General features: G+C 63.9%; 24 protein-coding genes. 14 read left to right on the plus strand and 10 right to left on the minus strand.

Annotation, left to right across the window (positions count from 1 at the left end; genetic code table 11):
- Positions 1-27: 27 nt before the first annotated feature.
- Positions 28-504 (minus strand): hypothetical protein, encoded by a 477-nt coding sequence (locus AU252_RS15660; protein ID WP_058931526.1) that lies wholly within the window; start codon positions 502-504, stop codon positions 28-30.
- Positions 505-759: 255 nt separating this feature from the next.
- On the opposite strand from AU252_RS15660, the gene AU252_RS15665 reads away from it, so the two are divergent.
- Positions 760-1089, plus strand: a complete 330-nt coding sequence (locus AU252_RS15665) for a hypothetical protein (protein WP_083510438.1) — start codon at positions 760-762, stop codon at positions 1087-1089.
- 463 nt (positions 1090-1552) lie between these two features.
- Positions 1553-2338, plus strand: a complete 786-nt coding sequence (locus AU252_RS15670) for a response regulator transcription factor (RefSeq protein WP_058931527.1) — start codon at positions 1553-1555, stop codon at positions 2336-2338.
- Between the two features lie 27 nt (positions 2339-2365).
- Here the strand turns inward: AU252_RS15670 and AU252_RS15675 are convergent, their stop codons facing one another.
- On the minus strand, positions 2366-2710 hold the full coding sequence (locus AU252_RS15675) for an Hpt domain-containing protein (RefSeq protein WP_240484200.1): 345 nt from the start codon (positions 2708-2710) through the stop codon (positions 2366-2368).
- Positions 2711-3237: 527 nt separating this feature from the next.
- On the opposite strand from AU252_RS15675, the gene AU252_RS15680 reads away from it, so the two are divergent.
- The 4 genes from AU252_RS15680 to AU252_RS15695 all read left to right on the plus strand — a co-directional run bounded on the left by AU252_RS15680 (position 3238) and on the right by AU252_RS15695 (position 7549).
- On the plus strand, positions 3238-3624 hold the full coding sequence (locus tag AU252_RS15680) for a hypothetical protein (RefSeq protein WP_058931529.1): 387 nt from the start codon (positions 3238-3240) through the stop codon (positions 3622-3624).
- Between the two features lie 81 nt (positions 3625-3705).
- Positions 3706-5244 carry a signal peptidase I gene (locus tag AU252_RS15685; RefSeq protein WP_058931530.1) on the plus strand — a complete coding sequence of 513 codons (1539 nt, stop codon included), beginning with the start codon at positions 3706-3708 and terminating at the stop codon, positions 5242-5244.
- Between the two features lie 239 nt (positions 5245-5483).
- On the plus strand, positions 5484-6953 hold the full coding sequence (locus tag AU252_RS15690) for a sensor domain-containing phosphodiesterase (protein WP_058931531.1): 1470 nt from the start codon (positions 5484-5486) through the stop codon (positions 6951-6953).
- A 293-nt stretch (positions 6954-7246) separates the two neighbouring features.
- Complete coding sequence (locus AU252_RS15695) at positions 7247-7549, plus strand: antibiotic biosynthesis monooxygenase family protein (RefSeq protein WP_058931532.1); 303 nt, start codon at positions 7247-7249, stop codon at positions 7547-7549.
- A 43-nt stretch (positions 7550-7592) separates the two neighbouring features.
- On the opposite strand, the gene AU252_RS24605 is transcribed toward AU252_RS15695, so the two are convergent.
- Genes AU252_RS24605 through AU252_RS15705 form a run of 3 tightly spaced genes read right to left on the minus strand, consistent with a single transcriptional unit; the run spans position 7593 to position 8520 of the window.
- Positions 7593-7778, minus strand: coding sequence for a DUF805 domain-containing protein (locus AU252_RS24605; RefSeq protein WP_240484201.1), 186 nt, complete (start codon positions 7776-7778; stop codon positions 7593-7595).
- Positions 7775-7927, minus strand: a complete 153-nt coding sequence (locus AU252_RS24610; protein ID WP_240484202.1) for a DUF805 domain-containing protein — start codon at positions 7925-7927, stop codon at positions 7775-7777. The genes AU252_RS24605 and AU252_RS24610 overlap by 4 nt, the downstream gene beginning before the upstream one ends.
- Positions 7928-7950: 23 nt before the next feature.
- On the minus strand, positions 7951-8520 hold the full coding sequence (locus AU252_RS15705) for a GNAT family N-acetyltransferase (protein ID WP_083510599.1): 570 nt from the start codon (positions 8518-8520) through the stop codon (positions 7951-7953).
- A gap of 95 nt (positions 8521-8615) precedes the next feature.
- Here AU252_RS15705 and AU252_RS23905 point away from each other — a divergent pair, with 95 nt between their 5' ends.
- From AU252_RS23905 to AU252_RS15715, 4 genes are all read left to right on the plus strand, one after another.
- Positions 8616-8759, plus strand: a complete 144-nt coding sequence (locus AU252_RS23905) for a hypothetical protein (RefSeq protein WP_157769001.1) — start codon at positions 8616-8618, stop codon at positions 8757-8759.
- A gap of 220 nt (positions 8760-8979) precedes the next feature.
- Positions 8980-10239: a Fic family protein gene (locus AU252_RS24810; RefSeq protein WP_205630585.1), complete on the plus strand. Its 1260-nt coding sequence runs from the start codon at positions 8980-8982 to the stop codon at positions 10237-10239.
- Between the two features lie 108 nt (positions 10240-10347).
- The gene (locus tag AU252_RS23910; protein ID WP_157769002.1) at positions 10348-10485 is read left to right on the plus strand and encodes a hypothetical protein; all 138 of its coding nucleotides are present in this window, start codon (positions 10348-10350) and stop codon (positions 10483-10485) included.
- A gap of 341 nt (positions 10486-10826) precedes the next feature.
- A complete protein-coding gene (locus AU252_RS15715; protein WP_058931533.1) occupies positions 10827-12146 on the plus strand; it encodes a MinD/ParA family ATP-binding protein in 1320 nt (439 codons plus the stop codon).
- Positions 12147-12379: 233 nt separating this feature from the next.
- Here the strand turns inward: AU252_RS15715 and AU252_RS15720 are convergent, their stop codons facing one another.
- A complete protein-coding gene (locus AU252_RS15720) occupies positions 12380-13132 on the minus strand; it encodes an SDR family oxidoreductase (RefSeq protein ID WP_083510439.1) in 753 nt (250 codons plus the stop codon).
- A gap of 91 nt (positions 13133-13223) precedes the next feature.
- On the opposite strand from AU252_RS15720, the gene AU252_RS15725 reads away from it, so the two are divergent.
- The 3 genes from AU252_RS15725 (at position 13224) to AU252_RS15735 (ending at position 15028) form a co-directional block, all read left to right on the plus strand.
- Positions 13224-13427, plus strand: coding sequence for a hypothetical protein (locus AU252_RS15725; protein ID WP_157769003.1), 204 nt, complete (start codon positions 13224-13226; stop codon positions 13425-13427).
- 540 nt (positions 13428-13967) lie between these two features.
- The gene (locus AU252_RS15730) at positions 13968-14393 is read left to right on the plus strand and encodes a hypothetical protein (RefSeq protein WP_058931535.1); all 426 of its coding nucleotides are present in this window, start codon (positions 13968-13970) and stop codon (positions 14391-14393) included.
- Between the two features lie 296 nt (positions 14394-14689).
- Positions 14690-15028: a hypothetical protein gene (locus tag AU252_RS15735; RefSeq protein ID WP_308292632.1), complete on the plus strand. Its 339-nt coding sequence runs from the start codon at positions 14690-14692 to the stop codon at positions 15026-15028.
- Positions 15029-15181: 153 nt separating this feature from the next.
- Here the strand turns inward: AU252_RS15735 and AU252_RS15740 are convergent, their stop codons facing one another.
- A complete protein-coding gene (locus AU252_RS15740) occupies positions 15182-15523 on the minus strand; it encodes a hypothetical protein (protein WP_058931536.1) in 342 nt (113 codons plus the stop codon).
- A gap of 119 nt (positions 15524-15642) precedes the next feature.
- Here AU252_RS15740 and AU252_RS15745 point away from each other — a divergent pair, with 119 nt between their 5' ends.
- Positions 15643-16860, plus strand: a complete 1218-nt coding sequence (locus AU252_RS15745) for an MFS transporter (protein WP_058931537.1) — start codon at positions 15643-15645, stop codon at positions 16858-16860.
- Positions 16861-17505: 645 nt separating this feature from the next.
- Here AU252_RS15745 and AU252_RS24620 read toward each other — a convergent pair.
- The 3 genes from AU252_RS24620 to AU252_RS15765 all read right to left on the minus strand — a co-directional run bounded on the left by AU252_RS24620 (position 17506) and on the right by AU252_RS15765 (position 20394).
- Entirely contained in the window at positions 17506-17904 is a 399-nt protein-coding gene (locus tag AU252_RS24620; protein ID WP_240484203.1) for a hypothetical protein, read from the minus strand.
- A gap of 430 nt (positions 17905-18334) precedes the next feature.
- On the minus strand, positions 18335-18694 hold the full coding sequence (locus tag AU252_RS15755) for a ribbon-helix-helix protein, CopG family (RefSeq protein WP_058931539.1): 360 nt from the start codon (positions 18692-18694) through the stop codon (positions 18335-18337).
- A gap of 341 nt (positions 18695-19035) precedes the next feature.
- Positions 19036-20394: a hypothetical protein gene (locus AU252_RS15765; RefSeq protein ID WP_083510440.1), complete on the minus strand. Its 1359-nt coding sequence runs from the start codon at positions 20392-20394 to the stop codon at positions 19036-19038.
- Positions 20395-20418: the final 24 nt, after the last annotated feature.

Genomic DNA, 20418 nt, shown 5'->3' on the forward strand with positions numbered 1-20418 from the left:
TTCGCCGGTCTCCGTGGCTGGGTAGGCTCAGCTGAGGCTGCAAACTTCCCGGGCACGTTTCATGGCCTGGTGGGATCTCTTTGAGAGGTTGTCACGGCCCGCGGTTCTGTACAGGTCCGATGCCCACTCGAATTCGGCTGCGGCGTCGTAGTATCTTGCCTCTTGGAAGAGGCGTCGGCCGATCTGGTGCCGGACCAGCGCTTCGCGGGCGGGAGTGGCGGCCAGGCGGAGTGCCTGTTCGTGCAATGTGGCCGCTTCATGCCAGCCGTACTGTCGCTGGTGGGCATGGGCAAGGACGAGCAGCGGCCGAAGCGGGTCATGCGAGCCCGCCAGAAGGCGGCGTCCTTCGGCCAATGCTTCGTCGTCCCGTCCGAGCAGGGACAGGATCCACACCCGTTCCAGGGCCGGACATCCCTCAAGCCGGTTCTCCACCGCGGCTTTGTCCAGCAGAACATCGCGCAGCGTCGCAGGATCGACACGCCAGATCTCCGCTTCAGTACCCACCGAACACACCACCTCCAAAAATTACGATGCCCAGCCAGCCGGAGCGTCACAGACAAATGGACTTCCGTCCGGCAATTTAATGCTCTCACGCCCGCGATATGCCGGCCATTCGGACCATCCCTCTCTCCCATATGCCGGGGCTGGCCTATTGTGTGGAGCTAGAGTGATCGGAAGTGCATCACTGCTTTGCGTTGCTCCCAACGGAGTATCCGTGGCTTTCACCGCCACGGTCGGGGAACTTTATTTGGAGACTTTGTGGGGATTCACCCATTGGACAGCGAGAAGGCCGCGGTGGAACTTCACGACGGCGTCGTCTACCTTCGCTGGACCCCTGGCGCAATGGTGACTGCAAAAGACGCGCGCGCCGTGATGGCCAAGGTCAGGTACCTGTGTTCCGGCCGCCATCGTCCTATGCTCGTCGACATGGCCAGAATGGAAGGCGTGGAGCACAAGGCGCGGGAAATATTTGCCGCGCCCTGGCCGCTGACGCGCACTGCCATTGTGGGCACCTCACCGGTGGACCGCGTCATAGTCAGTTTCTACTTGGCCCGACATTCCCCCGTCTGCCCTCGAACGCCATACTGAACGCTCTGCTGCGGCGGCTGGAAGGGGCGCTTGCGGAATCACAAGCTACCGCGAACGGAATGCCGCTCTTCGCCGTGGAAGCGCAATTGACTGAAAGACTTCAAACTCTTCTCCCGGGAGTGCGGTTCACCGCCCAGGAGATCAGGGCCTGGGCGGCCGAAATTTCCAGCTGAGCTCCGAAGCAGTGGAGCCCACAGCGACCTGCGGACGCGAACCTGACTGGGGCCGCTGGCGGCGCATCCAAGAACTCTGAAATGTGGCCCGGGATGTGGGGGACATCCCAGGTTACGGCCCTACTGTACGATACGTGCGCCGGCGGCCCTAAAATGCAGCAGCCGACGGATGCCTGATCGATGAAAGTTCATGCACATCCTTGGCGTTCCTTGTAGCTTAGGGACTGTGGGTCTGAATACCGCGCCAGCGCTGGGCTGACAGGGATTCTTCAGATTGACGTGGGGGGGCCATGAGCGACCTGGGTGTGGCTGTAGTAATAGAGGATGACCTGGACATGCGGAACCTGTTGGTGGGTGTGCTCCGTCAATCAGGGTTTGAGGTCCATACGGCAAGCGACGGTAGAGAAGGCGTAGCGGCGGTCCGGGAAATACGGCCGGATGTCGTGACCCTGGACGTGGGTCTGCCTGATATTGACGGGTTCGAGGTTCTGCGCCGGATCCGCCAGTTCAGCAACGCCTATGTCGTGATGCTTACCGGCAGGACGGAGGAGCCCGATCTGCTGGAAGCACTCCAGGCAGGGGCCGATGACTACATCACCAAACCGTTCCGGCCCCGGGAGCTGCGGGCGCGGATGGCGGCGATGCTGCGCCGGCCACGTCCGCAGACGCTGGACACTACTGCGGCTGTGTCCCCTTCGGAACCTTTGCCTCCCGAGGCCGGAGTGGGGGAATCGGTCTTCCGGCACAACGGGTTGGCGCTGGATTACCGGAGACGGACGGCCGCAGTGGGCGGGAAAGGTGTGGAACTGACGCGAAGCGAATTTGATCTCCTCCACGAACTGCTCCGCGCGTCGGGAGCAGTCCTTTCGCGAGCTGAGCTCGTCCGCGCCGCCCGGGGCGAGTACTACCGCGAGGACGCTTACATCAGTGACTCCGATGAACGCGCTGTCGAGGTACACATCGGCAACCTCCGCCGTAAGCTCGGCGATAATCCGGAATCGCCGCTGTGGCTGCAGACGGTCCGCGGCGCGGGCTACCGGCTGGCCAGCCCATCAACGCCCGGCGGGTCCGCGTAACCGCAGCCGCCGCGACGGAGGCGTGACTTACCGTCCTTGCCGGAGGTACTGGTGCTGGAGTTCGTTCACCGTGGCAGGGCCATGGATCGAAATCAGGGCCAGGGCTGACGCTCCGCGACGGAGGTCGCCATGCCGGACGGCGGTCTCCAATATCTGAGCGAGACATGCCAAGCGTAACCCGCCGACCATGGCGGAGGAGACTTTCAGGCTGATGGCCGCGTCAAGCGCTGCGGCCTGATCCTCTCGCTCCAGTGAGTCGACGAGGCGGCGCTCCCGCTGCCCCCATAGCGCCGAATAATCCTTCGCAAAGTTCCGTGCCATATCCGGTTGCCCCAGCTGTTCTTCCAAGGCTTGCAGAACGGTCCTGTCCACCAACGGCAACTCCTCACTGCCAGGAAACGGGGTCAAAGTTCCGGCCGGCGCGGAAGTCTCGAGGGCACTTGCGGAGTTCGCACCCCCTGCGGTACCGAAGGGGGCGGATGCTGAAAAGACCATCCTTTGAGGCTACGGCCCCGGCGACGATAAAGCCCCGACTTCGGGTGATACTGCGCAAACCTTGGCCCTCCCTTGAGCGCGTGAAGGATCTGCCCTTGCCGGTGAATGCACGTCCAGCATGTGTAGCAGAGCGCATAACCGACTGCCCTCCGTTCCGCAGTTTCCCCCGTGCCGTGCTGGTGTTCCCCCTGATTCTTCGCACCTTGACAAGGGTTTCCGCAGGTTAGTCCAAGGAACGGATTTATCCGGCCTCCGCACTGTTAGCTTCGAGATGTCGATGGAATGCGGATCGCAGTCCGGTCTGTGTCTTCGTTGGCAGCGGCATCCAGTTGTAGCTGGGGTTGCAACCGCCGCGGGGCCCGCTCAGGGGTGCCGGGCTTCCCAAAAACCGAAAGAGAAATCTAATGCGCAAGTCTGCAAAGATCATCACCGCCCTGTCCGTTACAGGTCTCGCCCTTGCTGCCGGCTCTGCCTTCACCGGTACGGGTCTCGCCACCACGGCAGGCTCAGCCCAGTTCGTCGGCGGTACCGTGACCCAGTCCGTTACTGGCGCCACGCTTACCAACCTGGAATACGGATTCGTCGATGACGCCACCAAGACAGCCGTCGATCAGGTGACCCTCACGTTCGCTGCAGGCGTTCTCGGCAAGACCCCCACGGTGGTCCTGACCGGCGGCTCTGCAGCGACATTCACCTGCGGTGCCATTGACGCCGGAGGGGTTTCCGTGTGCGACGCCGCCGCAGCCACGAGCCAGACCGGCGTGACCAGCGCCGCCGTCACCGTCAGCTAGTCAGTGCCTTGAGCGGCCGGCCCGATTAGGGCTGGCCGCTCTCCCTGTCCCGGTCCCTTCCGTCCCGATAGGAGGTTTGCCTTGGCACAGCGGCTGACCTACCGCCTGCGCACCGCCTCCTTTGTGGCGGCAGCCGTTCTGGTGGCATGCGCAGGGACTATCCTGGTCAGCGGCCAGGCTGCAGTGGTCATCACGCACGGCGTCAGCATGAACCCCCTCTACCATCAGGGCGATCTGGTCATCGTTGCCCGGGCCGCGTCCTACTCAGTGGGCGACATCGCCGCCTACGACCTTCCCGGCAAGGACGAGGTGGCCCTTCACCGGATCATCGGGGGCGACGACAGCGCGTTCGTCTTCAAAGGCGATAACAATCAGTCCATTGACCCCCTCCGGCCCCGCGGCGACGACCTCGCCGGCCGGGCGGTGCTCCATATCCCGCAGGGCGGCCTGTGGCTCCAAACCCTCACGAGTCCTCCAGTCCTGGGTCTGCTGGCATTCGCCCTGCTGGCCGGAGGCGGCGCCGCAACAACCCGCCACCGACGCAAACGAAGGAGAGCAGCCATGTCCCGCCACATCAGCACCCGGCCCGCAACACACCCGGCGCTGGCAAGCCTTCTGCCATCACTGCGGATTTCCATCGCCCTCGGCACGATCCTCGCCGTCGCCGGCGTTGCCCTCGGCGTGCTGGCCTGGATCGGGCCACTGGAGGAACCCACGACCTCCCAGATTAAGAACGGGACGCGGATGGACTTCTCCTACACCGCCGATGTTGGACAAAGCCCGGCCTACGACGGGACCACCGCGAACTCGCCGGAGCCGGTCTTCCGGAAACTCGCAAACACCGTTGATGTCCACTTCACCTACCACGGCGAGCCCGGAACGGTGTCCGTGACAGCGGAGCTGTCCACACCGGGCGGCTGGCACTCAACCGTCCCGCTTGACGGGCCCGCCACCTTGAAAGGCAACGACTATGAGGGAAGCATCCGGCTGGACCTGGGCACTCTCGAAGCCAAGGCACAGGCAGCATCGGCCGTCACGGGTCTCCCGGTCGGACCGGTCACCATCGCGGTGACGCCCCAAGTCACGACAGTGACGGGAGCCGAATTCCGGCCAAAACTCAACCTCAACCTCACGCCCCTCCAGCTCACCCTCGCCGGCGCGCCGGATACCCTCACCGTCACTGACACAACCACGACGCAGCAGACTGCCCTCGCGCCCCGCATGCTCGGATTGAACGAGACGCGCATCAGCGCGGCTGCGGCCCGCGTCGTGTCAGCTGTACTCCTTCTGGCAGCCCTCGCCATCGGGGCAATCATCATGATTTTCGCGCGCCGCACCACGCCCGGCGACGAAGGCGCGGCCATCCGCCGCCGCTACGGCGCGTTGCTGGTGCGCGTCCATCCGATGCCGGCGCCCCATGGGCGGCCCGTCATCGACGTCACCACCTTCCCGACCCTAGCGAAACTTGCTGAAAGGTACGGACTGCTCGTCCTGCATTGGTCCCGCAGTGGCGTGGAGACCTTCGTCGTCCAGGACGAAAACATGACCTACCGCTACCGCGCGGGATCCGACCCTGCACAGGCTGAACCGCAGCCCCACCTCGTTGACGTCCAGCCATGACGCCCGCAGCCCGCCCGGCCCTGCAGTCAGCGGCACCGATCACGGATGCGGCACCCGCGGGCCTCCGCCTCCGAGTAACCCGGTCCCGCTTAGCATGAACAACATGGGGCCGGTGGGCAAGGCAAACATTCTGTCATTCATCGGCAGCCACCTGCTGTTTTGCGTGCTCAGCGTGCAGACCGCCTTCGCCCTCGCGATAGTCACCGCACTGCACTCGTGGCCGCTCGGAGACTCCAGCCGTGGCCGGCTTACTCGGCGCCATCGCGGGCGGTCTGATCCTGCTTGCGGCGTGGACCGCGGTGCGGGGCATACGCACCCAGTGCAGGGAACGTGACCGGAGCCTGGCCGTGTCCGACCTCATGGAAACCGTATGGGATACCAGCCAGGAATGGCTCTGGGCCGTGGATGGCCACGGAAACTTCACCTTCTCGAGCAGGGCCAGCGCAACGTTCCTCGGCTACGAACCTGCCGAGCTGATCGGCAGGCCCATCAGCATGGTGATCGATCAGGATGAACTCGCCGGCGCTCGCAAGGCAGTCGCCGAGGTCTTGGGTGATCACGGTTCAGACTGGTCCGGGGTCACGGTCTCTTGCCGTCACCGCAACGGCGCACCCGTCTGGATGGAAGTATCCGGCAGGTCACGCCCCACTCCGGACGGGCTGGGTCCTGGATTCGAAGGAACCAGCCGGCCCTTGCCCACCCATACGGTCCGCGCACTTCTCAAAAAGCGCACCATGGAACGCATCGACAGCACAGTCCAGGGCGGAATGATCCTCACGGCCTTCCAACCCATCTACGAACTCACCACCGGAACCATGACCGGCGTCGAAGAGCTGGCACGGTTCCCCAGCGACGACGGCCGAAGTCCAGACCACTGGTTCAACGAAGCCACCAGCGTCGGACTCGGCGGAGACCTTGAATTCGCCACACTCGAAGCGGCACTCCGCAAGACCCCCAAGCCCCCCGAAAACCTGTACGTCGCGCTCAACCTCTCACCTGACACATGCCTGGACCCCAGACTGCCCGGGCTGCTGAAACGATCTGGTCTGGCCTTCGACCGGATCGTTCTGGAATTGACCGAACGCATGGCTGTGGATGAATACGCACCGCTGCTGGCCTCCCTGAAACCCATGCGTCAGCGCGGCCTGCGGATAGCCGTAGACGACGCCGGATCAGGCTTCGCATCCATGCGCCATGTCCTGCAGCTCCGGCCCGACATCATCAAACTCGACAGAAGCCTCATCGCCGGACTCGACGGCGACCAGGGTCAACGGGCGCTCGGCGCAGCCATGGTTGAATTCGCTCATCAGATCGGCGCCCAGATCGTGGCTGAAGGCATCGAAACTCAGGCGGAACTCACAGCCGTCACGCAACTAGGCATGATTCCGGGCAGGGCTACTTCCTGGGCAGACCCACCATCCACCCCGCCGACTGGGCATTGTGGCAACAAGCGTGCATCAGAGACTCTGACATGGTTTGCTGACGTTACGCTGGGACTTCCACGCGCGAAGCCTCTGCGCGAGTACGCCGGCATGGGACTGATTCTGGACCTTTCCCCGACGGCCAGCCACGCGGCCCCGCCGGGGGCACCTGACATCTCGGGTTCGCAGGTCCATCAGGTCCGGCGCATTCCAGCGGCCGACCTGCGCGCTCGTGTCACGGTGATCCGTCGGGCGGCTAACGGTCCCCAGTGGGCCGGGGCAGTCTGAACCCTGCCGCCAGTGACTGGCCGACAACCCTCCTGACAAGTCACTGTCCCACTCCGCCATCCGCCCGTTGCCCCGGCGGAGTGGCAAAGAATCCAAGCCTCGCACGGGGCAAGAGGGCGGCACCTACTCTCCCGCCGTCGTCGTTAACCCTGGGGAGGGATGAGCACGTCAGGCGGCGGGGCTGCCGGACAGGAGGGTGGCACTTAGCATGTCTCCCGCGAAGTCCAATGGCCCTCCCGCGGACCGTGCCTCACCGAGCCCCTGCCCAGCGAGACCTCAGGCATGATGGGTGGGTGATAACCGAACATGCACTGCTCTCCGTCCGGCCCGGCATGGAGGAGGAATTCGAGACTGCTTTTGGCAAGGCGAAGTCGATCATTGGCTCCATGCCCGGATTCCAAGGCCTCACGCTGTCCCGCTGCATCGAGAGCCCATCCACGTACCTGCTGCTGGTGGAATGGGCGCGGCTGGAGGACCATACCGAGGGTTTCCGTGGATCCGCAGAGTACCAGGAATGGCGCGCGCTCCTGCATCATTTCTACGCGCCGTTTCCCACCGTGGAGCACTATGAGCGTGTTGTTGTACTGAAAGCCTGAGGGCTTACGCCCTACTACGGCCGCCCGGCTACTGCTTGGACGGCTACTGCTTGGACGGCTCCGACATACGAATGGCCATAACGATCAGGCCAGCGATCGGGATGAGCAGCCAAAAGAGCTCCGTCCACCGGCGGCCGGCATCACGGAGGCGGCGGACGCCGACGGCGAGCGTGGGGATCATCGTGCCGATCACCCAGAGCGAGGCAAGGCTGGAACCGACACCGATCACTCCGTTGGGGTGGCCACGTTCAGGGCGCCAAGGCCGCTGGTTACCAGTGTCACGAAGAGGATGAACCACCAGAACTCGGCCACGCCGGCGCGGCCCCCAAACTCGGCATACTGCCGGAAGCCCGCGAGGATCGCATCGCTGAACGACATGGTGGGTTGCCCTGCAGCCTAGGTCATGACCGGATTGTACTGCCGCGTATGGTCTGTGGCGATGGCGTTCCGGGCGCCGCGGCACACATCAGAAGGCCCAGCCCGCCCGTGAATGTGGTGGTGTGGAACCGTGGCCCTCGGGCCGTCTCGGTGAAGTTCCAGCGGCGGTGCAGCTCGATGGACACGAGGTTGTCCGCATTGACCACGTACCAGGCCTGCGGCGCCCGGGCCCAGACCCACCGCAACCGCTCCTCCGTCAGCGCCGCGCCCACCCCGCGCCTGCGCCACGCCGGCAGGACCGTCACCCCGCCGAGGTAATGCCCGGAAGGTGCCGGCCCGTCGTCGTGGTCCCAGTGGTGCGTTTTTCCCCAACCGATAACGGCGCCGTCAACGGTGGCCACAACAACATGCCTGTCCGGGTCCGCCACAGCGGCAGCCATGGCCGTAGGGCTCAACGGACCGCGGCCGCTGCTTTGCTCGATCGCGGCGATCGCCTCCAGGTCCGCAGGACCGGCGGGACGCACCTCGGCGACCGTCCCGGCGTCGGGCGTTACGTCCTTTTTGGCGAGATCGGCAAACCCGTGGGATTCCATCTGGACAGTCAACCGCATCGCGCCTCCGGCAGCCACGGAGGTCACATTCGGCGCGACTTGAGCAAACCTTGAGCCAGTGTTCATAGCCTTGCGGCATGGGTAAGTATGGGGGTACACAGTACGCGCGCGACACACGGAGTGAGCTCCGCCGTCGCCGATTTCAGGCGGTTTCCTACGTTGCGCTGGCCGCCCTGGCAGCGGCCGCGGCAGCGGTGGTGGTGCTCGCGCTCAACCGGTGAGCGGCAGCTGTTCGGCCGCCACGGCCACCGTGCAGTCGCCCACGGGGCAGCCGAAGTCCTGTCGCAAACCTCAGGGCTTGAGTCCCGCAAAGATCTGTAATTATTCGGCGCGGATCTTTTCACATCCAGCAAGAAGTGAAATAGTTGAGTGTTGACCTTTTCACTTCCGATTGATGTGAAAGACATTGCAACAAAGATTCTCAGTTTGAGTTAGGAGACCGTGGAACAGCCACACAGGCTCGGAGAACAAGACTTCACGCCGTCCGCCGAGGCTGACGTCACGGTCGAAGCAAAGACGGGCGGCGGCTGGCCGCCGCTGGGGTGGGAACGGCTGGAGTGGGAAACTAGGATCGGCGCCGGCCCGCGGACCATGACTGAAAACCCATTCGTGCCGTACAAGGCAGCGGTCCCGCCGTTCATCGCGTCCATCCGTTACACGCCCTCCGGTGAGGTGACTGCCGCAGTTGAAGATGCAGCCCTGGCCATCCGGGACTTCGACCACGACTTCGGCGGTGACGTTGCCCCCTTCTCGGCCATATTGCTGCGCACCGAGTCCGTGTCCTCCTCTCAGATTGAGAATGTCACCGCCAATGCACGCAGTATCGGGATGGCGGAACTGGGTGATGACTCCAAAAGAAATGCCACCCTGGTTGTGGACAATGTGGCAGCGATGAACGCCGCCTTGGCCGCCGCCGACTCCCTGGAAACGGTGACCGTCCTGGAAATGCACCGCGCCCTTATGCGTCATGCGGATCCGCGGGGTGCAGGCAGGTTCCGGGAGGAGCCGGTCTGGATCGGCACTTCCAGCCTCAGCCCGGCCGGGGCCGACTTCGTAGCCCCGGATTCCCGCCGCGTCCCTGAACTCATGGATGACCTGATGGATTATGTCGGCCGGAACGATGTCCAGATCCTGGCCCAGTCTGCGATAGCACATGCCCAGTTCGAAACCATTCACCCGTTCACCGACGGCAACGGCCGCACGGGCCGGGCACTACTGCACGCGATGCTCCGCAACAAGGGCCTGACGCGCACGGTAACCGTACCTGTGTCGGCCGGCCTCCTCAACGACGTGAGTGGCTATCACGACGCCCTGACCGCCTACAGGAAGGGGGAACCGGACGCGATAATCCTGCTTACCGCTGAGGCGACCTTCCGTGCAATTAACAATGGCCGGCAATTGGCGGGCGATATCACCGCGGCCCGAGAACGGTGGAAAGAGGCCATCAAGGCCCGCAAGGATGCTGCGGCGTGGACGATCGCTGACCTCCTCGCTCGCCAGCCAGTGGTGAACGCCGAGTTGTTAGAGGAGCGGCTTGGAATCTCGCCGGCAACCATCTGGCGCCAGATGCAGGTCTTGGAAGAAGCTGGTGTTGTCCAGGGGTTCGACAAGTTCAAGCGTGGCCGCCACTGGCGCTCGGATGAGATCCTTGCCGCCCTGGACTCCTTTGCGGATCGTTCAGGTCGCCGCGTCCGCAGCTGAATCGTCAAGGAGCGCGCCGCGCCAACGACGCGATTTGTCAATCCCGTGACGGACCGATAGCGTGACCTCTGATCGCATGGGGGATCACTCTAACGTTCGGAGACCGTTGTGGCTCTCATTGACTATGTCCTGGCGCTGTGCGCACTGTTGGGCACACTGCTGATTCCCTTCTCTGCGATGTACCACGTGCTGCGCCGGAAGCGACGCGCAGTGCGGGTGACCGCCACGAGGAGTATCCGCAGCTAGCCATGCCCTATATCGATATCAACCCGCATAAAGGCCGCCCCAAATGGCAGGCCTACGCCATCCTGGCCGTGCTTCTGGTCCTCACCGGCGTCGTGGTGATCGCCGCGCTCACCCGCGGCTGACCTCGTAATTCCGCCCCAGCGCCTAGACTTACAGATTGAATCAGTCCGTAAAGTGCCGCAGAACCTTGTGCCGAAAGTCCTGGGGGGACAGACATGCCCGATCCGGCGGATCAGAACGCACGCCCCATCGCAGAAGATGCAGGGCTACCGCAACCGCCCCGGCGACGCCGTGACCTCCGTCGCGCCGACAGTGCGCTGCAGGATGCCCAGACAGGAACCATGCCAGCCGTAACGCCAGATCTTTCGAGCACTCCCGACGCCGGCACGCCCGACTCCGGCACCCCGGTACCGCGCCGCAGTTCCTGGGCGGAGGCGGCGGCCGCCGCCGACCAGGCCAGTCCCGCACCCTCTGCCCCCATCACCTCTGCTCCCATCAGCTCTGTCCCGGCGCCCACCCGCCGGCCCGCCAGGCCGCCGGTGACCCCGCTGCCGCAGGTGACGCCGCAGGGCGGGCAGCCGGCCGAGCCGGACTTTGGCACCCCCGCATTGGCGTACGACGGCGACGAAGCCGCGCCGCCGTCGTCGTACCTTCCTGAGGAAGCACCGGAGCCGGCACCGGCGTTCCGGCGCATCCGCCCCACCACCGCGGACATCATCGCCGACAGCCCCATGCCCGACTTCATCAGCTCCCCGGGCCTGTTCGTCAAGGAGCAGAAGCCCCGGCCGGTGGGCGGCGTCCGCGGCGCCCTCTACTCGCTCACGGGCGGGGCCTGGAACATGGGCCCCAGCGCCAAGCAGCGCGAGGAGGACGAGCTGGGCCGCCGCATTTCCCGCCAGCTGCAGGGCAGCTACAACACGGCGGTGCTGAGCCTCAAGGGCGGCATCGGCAAAACCTCCACCACGGTGGGCGTGGGGCTGACGCTGGCCGAATTCCGCGGCGACCCGCCCTGCGCCATCGACGCCAACCCGGACTCCGGCGACCTCGTGGAACGCGCCCTCGGCGAGGGCATCTACCAGCAGGCCAGCCCGCGCACCATCACGGACCTGCTGGCGAACATCGAGGGCGTTGACTCGCTCACCGCCCTGGCCCGGTACATGCACCACGCCGGCCGGCTGCACCTGATCGCGGGGGAGCAGGACCCGGAGGTCTCGGACTCGCTCACAGCCGCCGAGTACCTGCGGATCCGCAAGCTCATCTCCAACTACTACTCCGTGGCCCTGACCGACTGCGGCACCGGCGTGACGCACAACGCGATGAGCGGGATCCTGCAGTCGGCGGACAACCTGATCATCGCCGCCGGGTATGCGGTGAGCGGGGCCAAACGTGCCCGCAGCACCCTGCACTGGCTGGCGAGCCACGGGTACGAGGACCTGGCCCGGAACGCCGTGGTGGTCATCACCGACAAGGACGAGGTCTCCTCCCGCGTGGACAAGGACGCCATCGAGGAACACCTGGCCGGGATCTGCCGCCAGCTCATCGCCGTACCGCACGACCGCGGTGTGGCCGACGGCGACCTGGTCACCCTGGACGTGCTGAAGCCCGAGACGCGGCGGGCGTACAAGGAAATCGCGGCGTCGATCGTGGACGGGTACCGGTAGCTTTTCCCTTCCCCCCCGCTACCTACTTTGGGTGGGCGACAATCTTGCGGGAATGCACCCTGCCATCTTTGGCTGATCCTGAGCATCAATCACTAGCGTCAGCGCATCAGCCATATGAAAGGTGCGTCAACGATGACCATTCTTGAATACCTCACAGGCCTGGCAATCATCCTCGGGTCCCTTATGGGCACCATGGGGCTCGCGGCGGCGGTCATGCGCCATAGGCAGCGCCACTAGTGGATCGGAAGACAGGTTTCCAGCCACTCTTGGTATGTCTGGCGCCCGACGGCGGAGCCTGCCGCCGGGACCAGGTCACCGCGACGCATGGCTTGACCCATGGCGCCGGGTGCCGGTACCTTCACCACCAGCTTCCGCTGCCCGGATTTCCGCAAGTATTTGCGGACCAGATCCGAGAGCTGCTCCCGACGGGGACCGCCAAGATCAGCAACCCGTCCGCGGGGTCCCTGCTCGGCTGCGTCCACCAACGCCGCAGCCACCTCCCGCGCTGCGACCGGCTGCGTGATCATCTGTGGAACCAGGACCACCGGGCCAATTGAGGCGGCGCTGATGGCCATGGGGACAAACTCGTGGAACTGAGTGGACCTCAGGATGGTCCACGGCACTTCTCCGTGCCGGACTGTATCCTCCTGCGCAAGCTTCCCGGCGTACAGTCCCGACGCAGTCTTATCGATGCCCACGATCGAGAGCGCAATGTGGTGCCTCGACTGGGCCTCTTTCTCGGCAGCGAGGAGGTTCCGGGTGGCGGCGGTGAAAAAGTCCACGGCCTTCCTGGTGGAAATCGTCTGGATTCCAGAGACATCAATAACGGTGTCCACACCCTGCAGGGCTTCGTGCAGCCCGCGGCCGGTGAACAGGTCCACGCCTTCTGATCGGGTCAGGCTTGTCACAAGATGTCCGCGGTCCCTGGCAATAGAGACGACATGTTGGCCAACGGTCCCGGTACCTCCTGGAACGGCAATATGCATGCTCCAGATCCTACGGCCCGCGGTCGGCCACACTGAAGACAGGTAGCCGCTACTCGTGTGCGCGTGTGCTGTACATCCCTAGTCTCTGACCATGGAACGAGGCAATTACCGAAGAGTGCGGCGGCGCAGGCGGGCACGGCGTACCGAACGCGAGATCCAGAAACTCGACGCCCTGACCGGTGGCTTAGACCCAGAGGGCGTTAGCCGGAAGATCGCCGTGATCGCGACCGTCTCCGGATTCGGCCTCCTGCGTGCATCGATCCGGAAGGTCCTGAACAGGGCGGCCCTCCACTAAGCGCGAACGGACAGTTAAGCCCCTCCACTGAGGCGCGAACTGGCAGCTGATGACGCCAAATCCGGGATTTGAGGTCATTAACTGCCGGTTCGCGCGGGTTGTGGCGACAGGGTCACGTTGCCGGTGCTCCAGGAGCTGCCGGCGTTGCGGGTGGAGGCGGTGAAAGCGGCCTGCGATCCTTGCCATACCATGCTGCTGGCCACCAGGACCGCTAGCGGCCCTGCGGCGAGCAGGCAATTTTAAGTGTTCGCGAGGAAGGAGTTTTCATGGCTGAGACCCTTGCTGTGAGGCCGACTCGTGTCTGCTGCCCGGTCCGTCCAGCGAATCCATCCGGAGCGTCTCGCTGGCCCCCAAGCATGACACCCTCAGGCTATGGCGGTATGACAACTAATTCCAGCCGCGCGTCAGTAAGTTCAAACATTCTTAATCGTCTGTGACAAAAAGCGTCTTCTCCGGGCTTGTGCCGCGGCGGGCGCCGACATGAACGGCGACAAATGCGTACCTATTCCGTCAGCAGGCTGGCTTCGATACCATGACTCCATGGCTGGCTATGTAATTGAGGATGCGCCCGACTACCAGGTACTTAAGATGTCGAGGGAAAAAATCGGGCCCTCACATGGCACTACGCACGATGAACACTTTGTGCTTCCACCGAGCCTGTCGATTCACATTCCTGTGCTTTCCTTTGTGGCGGAAAAGACAGAAGGTGCACAGCTCAGGATCACCGTTAATGGTCGGCAGATATATGACAGGGCGCTTTCCGACGGCGATGACCGCTGCATTCAGGAGGCGTTCCTTGGTCATTACCTGACGGAGGGCGAGAATCACATTATCTTCGAGGCCGTGACAGGGATAGTCCACTTCAAGAATGTCGTTCTCTGGTACAAGCGCACTCAAAATGTCACTTTTCAATGGCCCCCCGGGTGGCCCTGGCTCAGAACGACGTTTCGGAAAACAAAACCGTGATCAGCGACCTTCGCTTCCAAGGGCGCGATTCGACGGGTCGTCGAACGAGATGAAGTCGAACAGTGAGACGCGGGACGAAGACTCATGGGTTCCCACGTCCATTGAGATTTTTGCCAGCAAGACCGAGGCGGGACACAGGTGCCGCGGTGCGCGCTGCGGTGTCCGCGACATATCTGAGCTCAAATGTTGCGCACATCACATTCGTTGCCTACTCTGGATGAGGCTGCAGAGGCGCGGCCATTGGCCGCAGCGTCGCGGCCTCCCCGGCTGCAGCGTCGCAGCCAAGCAAGGAAGGCATGATCATCTTGTCCGAAAAGCTCAGCATTCTTGTCCGTGTAGATCTCGACCACGCGAAGGCCCAGGTTCTCGCCAAGGGTCACGTCACCGTCCACAGCATCCAGGCCCTCTACGTTGTGGTGAAACGGGCCAACGCCTTGAAGCACAACCTGGACCTGGAATTGGACGTGCGAAACGCCCGCGTGGATCCCGAAGCCCTGCGGCAGCTTCAGGTCTGCTCCGAGACCCATCACCTGCCCGCCAGGATTGACCCGCAGCAGACCCACTGCACGCTGAGCATCCTCGCGCCCCGCCGTGCCACCACCCATGCGGCCGAGTTCAGCCACGCCGCAGCCTGACCCGCACTCCATTTAGCGCGAACGGACACTTGAGGCCCTGTTTCGAAGGGGCTCAACTGTCCGTTCGCGCTTGAAGGCGGGGCCCTGTTTCGAAGGGCCTTAACTGTCCGTTCGCGCTCGAAGGCGGAGCTTAAGTGTCCGTTCGCGCGGGGGTTATCCGACGGCGGGAATCCCGCCGGCCAGCTCCGCCGCCGCGGCGAGGGCCCAGCGGTCGCTCTCCGGCTCGAAGAAGACCACCATGGATGCGTCGGCTTCGCGGGCCTCGTCGAGGGCGAACAGCAGGGCATCCTCCAGATGCTGCGCGTGCTCCAGCCGCTCGGGAAGCCTGCCCGGCCGATCGCCGTCGTCAATGACGACGTGGGCCTTGCCGTCCACGATGACCTTCAGCGCAAAACCCTGGTCCTCATGCAGAGACCCCCGGGTGGACGCGATTTCCGTAACTTTGTCGGCCCGGACCAAACCGTTGTTGATGGTGCGGATCCACACTTCACCCATGAGACCTCCTTGGCTGTGCGGGGCAGGCGAAAGTGCCCCACAAGGCAAACGTTAGTCCTCGCGGGGCCGCTTGTGACCCCCTGAAAGCTGGCGAATTCCGGCGGCATAAGATAAATCTGATGACTTCGCCCGGAACCCCACAGCCGTTCAACTTCCGAAGCATCGCCATACCCGCGTTCGGGCCGGCACTGCTGTTCTGCATCGGCGAAGGCGCGGTCCTTCCGGTAGTGGTCCTCTCCGCCCGTGACCTCGGCGCCTCGGTGGCGGTCTCCGCGCTGATCGTCACCCTGATCGGGCTCGGCTCGTGGTTTTTCAACCTTCCCGCGTCCCTCATCACGCTCAAGTTCGGCGAACGCTGGTCCATCGTCGGCGCTGCCGCAGTGGGTGCCCTGGCGCTCGCGGCCGCCGCCATGTCGTCCATGATTCCTAACGGACTGTGGCTGCTCGCGGTGGCGATGGCCGTCGTCGGGATGGCCGCCAGTGTCTTCAGCCTGGCGCGGCAGAAGTACCTCACCGAGGCGGTGCCCGTCCAGGTCCGGGCGCGGGCGCTGTCGACGCTGGGCGGGGTCAGCCGGATCGGCGTCTTCATCGGGCCGTTCATAGGTGCCGGCGTGATGCAGTTCGCCGGGATCGCCGGAGCGTACTGGGTGGGGGTGGTGGGCATGGCGGCGGCCGCCGTTTTGGCGGTGACCATCCCGGACCTGGTGGTCCCGCCAGCGCCCGACGGCGGCCATAAGGGTCCGGAGCCGACGCTGCGGAATGTGGCGGTTTCGCATGCCCGCGTCTTCCTGACGCTGGGTGTGGGGGTCCTGCTGCTCAGCGCGCTGCGCGCGTCCCGCCAGGTGGTCATCCCGCTGTGGGCGGACCATCTGGGCATGGATCCGGCCCAGGCTTCGGTGATTTACGGACTGTCCGGGGCGATCGACATGCTGGTGTTCTACCCGGCGGGCAAGGTGATGGACCGCCGCGGCAGGCTGTTTGTGGCCATCCCGTCCACCATCATCATGGGCATCGCTATGCTGCTCATCCCTTTGTCTGCGTCCTTTGGCGGGCTGCTGCTGGCGTCGCTGCTTATCGGCTTCGGGAACGGCATCAGCTCCGGCCTGATCATGACCCTCGGCGCCGACTTTTCGCCCGACCGCGGACGCGGCCAGTTCCTGGGATTGTGGCGGTTCATCGCCGATGCAGGATCCACCGGCGGGCCCGTCCTGCTCTCCGGGGTGACGGCGCTGGCCAACCTTGGTGCGGGGGTCTCAGCCACCGGCCTGCTGGGGTTCGCCGCCGCTGGTGTGTTCGCCGTTGTGCTTCCGCGGCTGAGGCACCGGCGGAACTACTAAGGGCCTTCCTTCCGCCTCCCCGCCCGGATAACTCAGGTGCCCAAACGCCTAGGTGGGAGGCGGTCCGGATTGGAGCAAAGCACCGCGAGATTACTGGCGCCTTTGGCCCGGTCAGTGATGTCGAGGACCTTCCAGGATTCATGACCGGCGTCCGAGAGTGCCCGGTTCAATGCCAGAACCCGGGACCGATCGCTGCCCTTCATATCGGCGACCAAAGTCAGCGGACTGGTGATGGTGGCCAAAAGGACAGCTGCGTCGTCGAGGTGTCGTCCAACGTCCCGCGAGTCCTCCAGGTATGCGGCGCCCTTGAGTATCAGTGCTCCTAGCGCATTGGGATGCTGATGAGTACGTGTTCCCCGCCGTCGACAGCGACTCGGCAGTTCACCGTGCGCCGGAGTGCCTGAGCGCCGCCGGTGACCTGGAATGCTTTGCGTCCGCCGATGCGGGGGGATCATTTTCGGTGCCAGGTGATCGGCGACCAGGCCGGCCACGGCCGAATGTAGCTGCACCATGAGGCCCCCGACGAGTGTCCACTGGCTGGAGGGCAGCGCGCGGGCAAGCTCAACGCATTGGGGCCACGGTCGTCCCCATCCGCCGGGCGGTGCCGGGGCCTCCCACAGCGAACGATCCATCGATGAATCGTTCTCAGGCATCCAACAGCTCCTTGATGACACGTCGGCCAGCGCTGCGTTCGCGTGTGGCTGGGGATTCGAGCAAGTCCAGCGCGATCGCAGCAACGGGGACTTTTCCGTCAGCGAATGCTCCAGTGACGGTGACTTCCCGGATCGTTACATTGCCCTCCCGATCCTCGATCAGGCCGTATGCGTCCTGCAGGGCTTCGGCGTCGCCGGACCGCGCGTAGCCGTCTGCAGTTCCAGAGCCGCCGGATAGCCCGAACCGTTTGGCGATGTCGTCGTCATGCAAGGCAGCAGCGCCACTGAGAAGCAAGTGGTTGCGCAGCAGCTGCACGACGTCGGGCGTGCCCCGGAAGTGTCGCACCCAGGCACGACGACGTGCCAGGATCGGGAGCTCCGTGGGTTCCATGGTGCGCAATTTCTCCCTGAGCCGGGATGCTTGCGAGGAACGGATCCAGCCGACCTTCGTTTCACCGGACAACAGGGTTAGAGCTGCCCAAGCGGTTTCCGCCGTCCAGGGACGGCCATGGCGAGTGCCTATCCGGGCTAGCTGGTCCACGGACACTGTGTCGACCAAAATGGCCCTACCAACGGTGCCGGCCTGGATCAATTGGCCGGTGCCAATCAGCTTACGAACGGCCACCTGTGTGACTCCGAGTCGTTTTGCGGCCTCTCCAGTGGTTAAAGTGCTCATGCACTAACGTTCCCTTGAGAAAACGTTAGTGTCAAACAGAACTTGTCCACTGTGGGTCTTTCAGGAAGCTTTGGGTTTGCGGCGGCTGGTGTGTTTGCTGTTGTGCTGCCGCGGCTGAGGCACCGGCGGAATTACTGACTTTTGCTCAGGATGCTTTGGCGAGATATTCGGCCAGGGCATCCCGAATGATGGCTGACGGGTTCCGGTGTTCCTTTTGAGCTTGCTCCACCAGCTTTGCATCCAAATCCACTGGCAGCCTGAGGGAACGGGACGGCGAAGTTCCTTTTGCGCTAAGTGAGGGTTTGCCGACGGCGCGCCGGACTGCTTCAGTGGAGCCAAGCGCGGCTTCGAGGAGGGAACGACCCGCCTCCGGACCATCGGCCTTGCTGATGCGGGCTTCAGGCCCGATGTCTGCGGTCTCCGCCCAGGTTGCCAGCTCTGCGTAGCGGGCCCGCTCCTCGGTATCGAGTTCCTCGGGTGCCTGGGCTTTTTTTGTTTCGTTCACTTGCCAGCCTGCCTTTCTGCGATGTCCAGATTTTCCTGCGTGCTTCCATCACGTGGAAGATAAGGATGTGGTTCGGAGGCGTGATCACCACCATGACTTCAAGGAGCCCGCTCCTGTCCCGGGTGGGCCCAATAAACAGGTCGGGCCGGGTACCCGAATCGACCCGAGGTTCATCGAAATGCTGTATGTGGTAGGTCTGATTCAGGATGGCATACAAAGCATCTTCGTGGTCGATGCCATGTTTATCTGCACTCGCCGCCCAGACAATGCCCATCGCTATATTGTCTTGCAATAATCACAGTATTGCAAGACAATATTGGTCCCGCGGAAGAAATATCAGGTCAGGAGGCAGCAAAAAGAATGGACTGGACGTCGGGGAGGCCGGGGCTGCTGGCCTTAAGCTGACAGTCCTGCTTCACACCGTTGACGGTCAGGCCGGTGAACGTACCCGAACTGGTATGTCCGGGAGGCGGAATCAGCACGGTGCATTTGTTCTGTGGCCCTGTAGGCGGTTGACCTATGGACGTGAGCGTTACTGTCGCCGTGCTTTGGATTTGGTTTTCAAACGCATCAAGAATCGAGACCGTGACACTGAACCCGCTCTTCAGTACCGGAGAGCTGATGGGACCGAACTTCAGGTGGCTCGCGGCTGCGGCCGTGATCTGTACCGGCACGGATAGCGGCTGACCGATGCCTGAGACCGTGAATGACTTCGATCCAGACCTGGTGTCGCCGTAGTAGAACGAAGTTGACGTGGACTGTGCAGAAATAGTCACTGAACCTACGGATGTGCCGCCGGGCGCTGTGGCAAAGACGCCGATGCCAGATGTGCCGGAGACCAACGAGACATCTACGGCACCTCCTGACGCCGGGTTTCCGTGGGCATCGCGGCGTTCAACGGAGATCGGCCCAATGTTCGCTGTCGCCGAGGCCACGCCGATCACCGAAGCCGGGGAAGTAACCACCAGTTGCGTGGCCGTTCCAGCGGTGACACTGAAACTCGTGCTGACAGCGCCGGAGTATGCCTGGCTGGAGGCGACCAGGGTGTACCCCGCGCCCGCCTTATCGATGGAAAGGTTACTGAAAGTGGCCACGCCGGTGGCATCTGTGGTGGCCAGTTGTGTGCCGGAGAGCGTGCCGCCGCCGGGGTTTGCCCCGATGCTGATGGCCACGGGGACATCCGGCACGGGGACAAGTCCCGACAGGGTCCGGGCTGCAACGCGGAGCGTGGCAATCGACGAACCCGCAGTGACATTTCCGGCGGGCTGTGACTCGAAAGTGAGGTTGCTCGCGCTGATGACGCCGACATTGTTGCTGGCTGTGCTCACTGCCGTCCACGAATGGTGAACAGCGGTGACCACATAAGCATGCGGACCTGTCGGCACTGAAATGTCTGTGCACGACGTCGTCGCAATGAGCGCCGAAGGGCTCGAGCTGCAGGCCGGTGCCGGTGTGCCGCTCGTGATGCGGGTGACGTAGTAACCGGTGGGCGCCAACGCGCCTGTAGGAGCTGTCCAGCTGACCGAGACGTCGGAGGTACTGATCGCCGGGACGGAAACGCCGGTGGGAGGCGCCAGTGTGGCGACTGCCGCCGTCGTGCTTCCAGTTCCCGACGCCGGCCAATAGGCAAAAGCGGCGACCGCCCCGACAAGCACGGAGAGCACCAGGGCGATGACAGCTAAAGCTCCGCGGCGCAACATGCGGCCAAACAACGCCAGCCCCCG

Source organism: Pseudarthrobacter sulfonivorans, assembly GCF_001484605.1.
Taxonomy (GTDB): Bacteria; Actinomycetota; Actinomycetes; order Actinomycetales; family Micrococcaceae; genus Arthrobacter; species Arthrobacter sulfonivorans_A.

What these genes read in the sequence shown, in the direction of transcription:
- AU252_RS15740 (WP_058931536.1), bottom strand. Translation starts at nt 15,523, where the DNA reads ATGGGTGAAGTGTGGATCCGCACCATCAACAACGGTTTGGTCCGGGCC.
- AU252_RS15725 (WP_157769003.1), top strand. Translation starts at nt 13,224, where the DNA reads ATGGAACGAGGCAATTACCGAAGAGTGCGGCGGCGCAGGCGGGCACGG.
- AU252_RS15745 (WP_058931537.1), top strand. Translation starts at nt 15,643, where the DNA reads ATGACTTCGCCCGGAACCCCACAGCCGTTCAACTTCCGAAGCATCGCC.
- AU252_RS24620 (WP_240484203.1), bottom strand. Translation starts at nt 17,904, where the DNA reads ATGGAACCCACGGAGCTCCCGATCCTGGCACGTCGTCGTGCCTGGGTG.
- AU252_RS15730 (WP_058931535.1), top strand. Translation starts at nt 13,968, where the DNA reads ATGGCTGGCTATGTAATTGAGGATGCGCCCGACTACCAGGTACTTAAG.
- AU252_RS15720 (WP_083510439.1), bottom strand. Translation starts at nt 13,132, where the DNA reads ATGCATATTGCCGTTCCAGGAGGTACCGGGACCGTTGGCCAACATGTC.
- AU252_RS15705 (WP_083510599.1), bottom strand. Translation starts at nt 8,520, where the DNA reads ATGGAATCCCACGGGTTTGCCGATCTCGCCAAAAAGGACGTAACGCCC.
- AU252_RS15680 (WP_058931529.1), top strand. Translation starts at nt 3,238, where the DNA reads ATGCGCAAGTCTGCAAAGATCATCACCGCCCTGTCCGTTACAGGTCTC.
- AU252_RS15715 (WP_058931533.1), top strand. Translation starts at nt 10,827, where the DNA reads ATGCCAGCCGTAACGCCAGATCTTTCGAGCACTCCCGACGCCGGCACG.
- AU252_RS15735 (WP_308292632.1), top strand. Translation starts at nt 14,690, where the DNA reads ATGATCATCTTGTCCGAAAAGCTCAGCATTCTTGTCCGTGTAGATCTC.
- AU252_RS23905 (WP_157769001.1), top strand. Translation starts at nt 8,616, where the DNA reads ATGGGTAAGTATGGGGGTACACAGTACGCGCGCGACACACGGAGTGAG.
- AU252_RS15765 (WP_083510440.1), bottom strand. Translation starts at nt 20,394, where the DNA reads ATGTTGCGCCGCGGAGCTTTAGCTGTCATCGCCCTGGTGCTCTCCGTG.
- AU252_RS24610 (WP_240484202.1), bottom strand. Translation starts at nt 7,927, where the DNA reads ATGTCGTTCAGCGATGCGATCCTCGCGGGCTTCCGGCAGTATGCCGAG.
- AU252_RS15670 (WP_058931527.1), top strand. Translation starts at nt 1,553, where the DNA reads ATGAGCGACCTGGGTGTGGCTGTAGTAATAGAGGATGACCTGGACATG.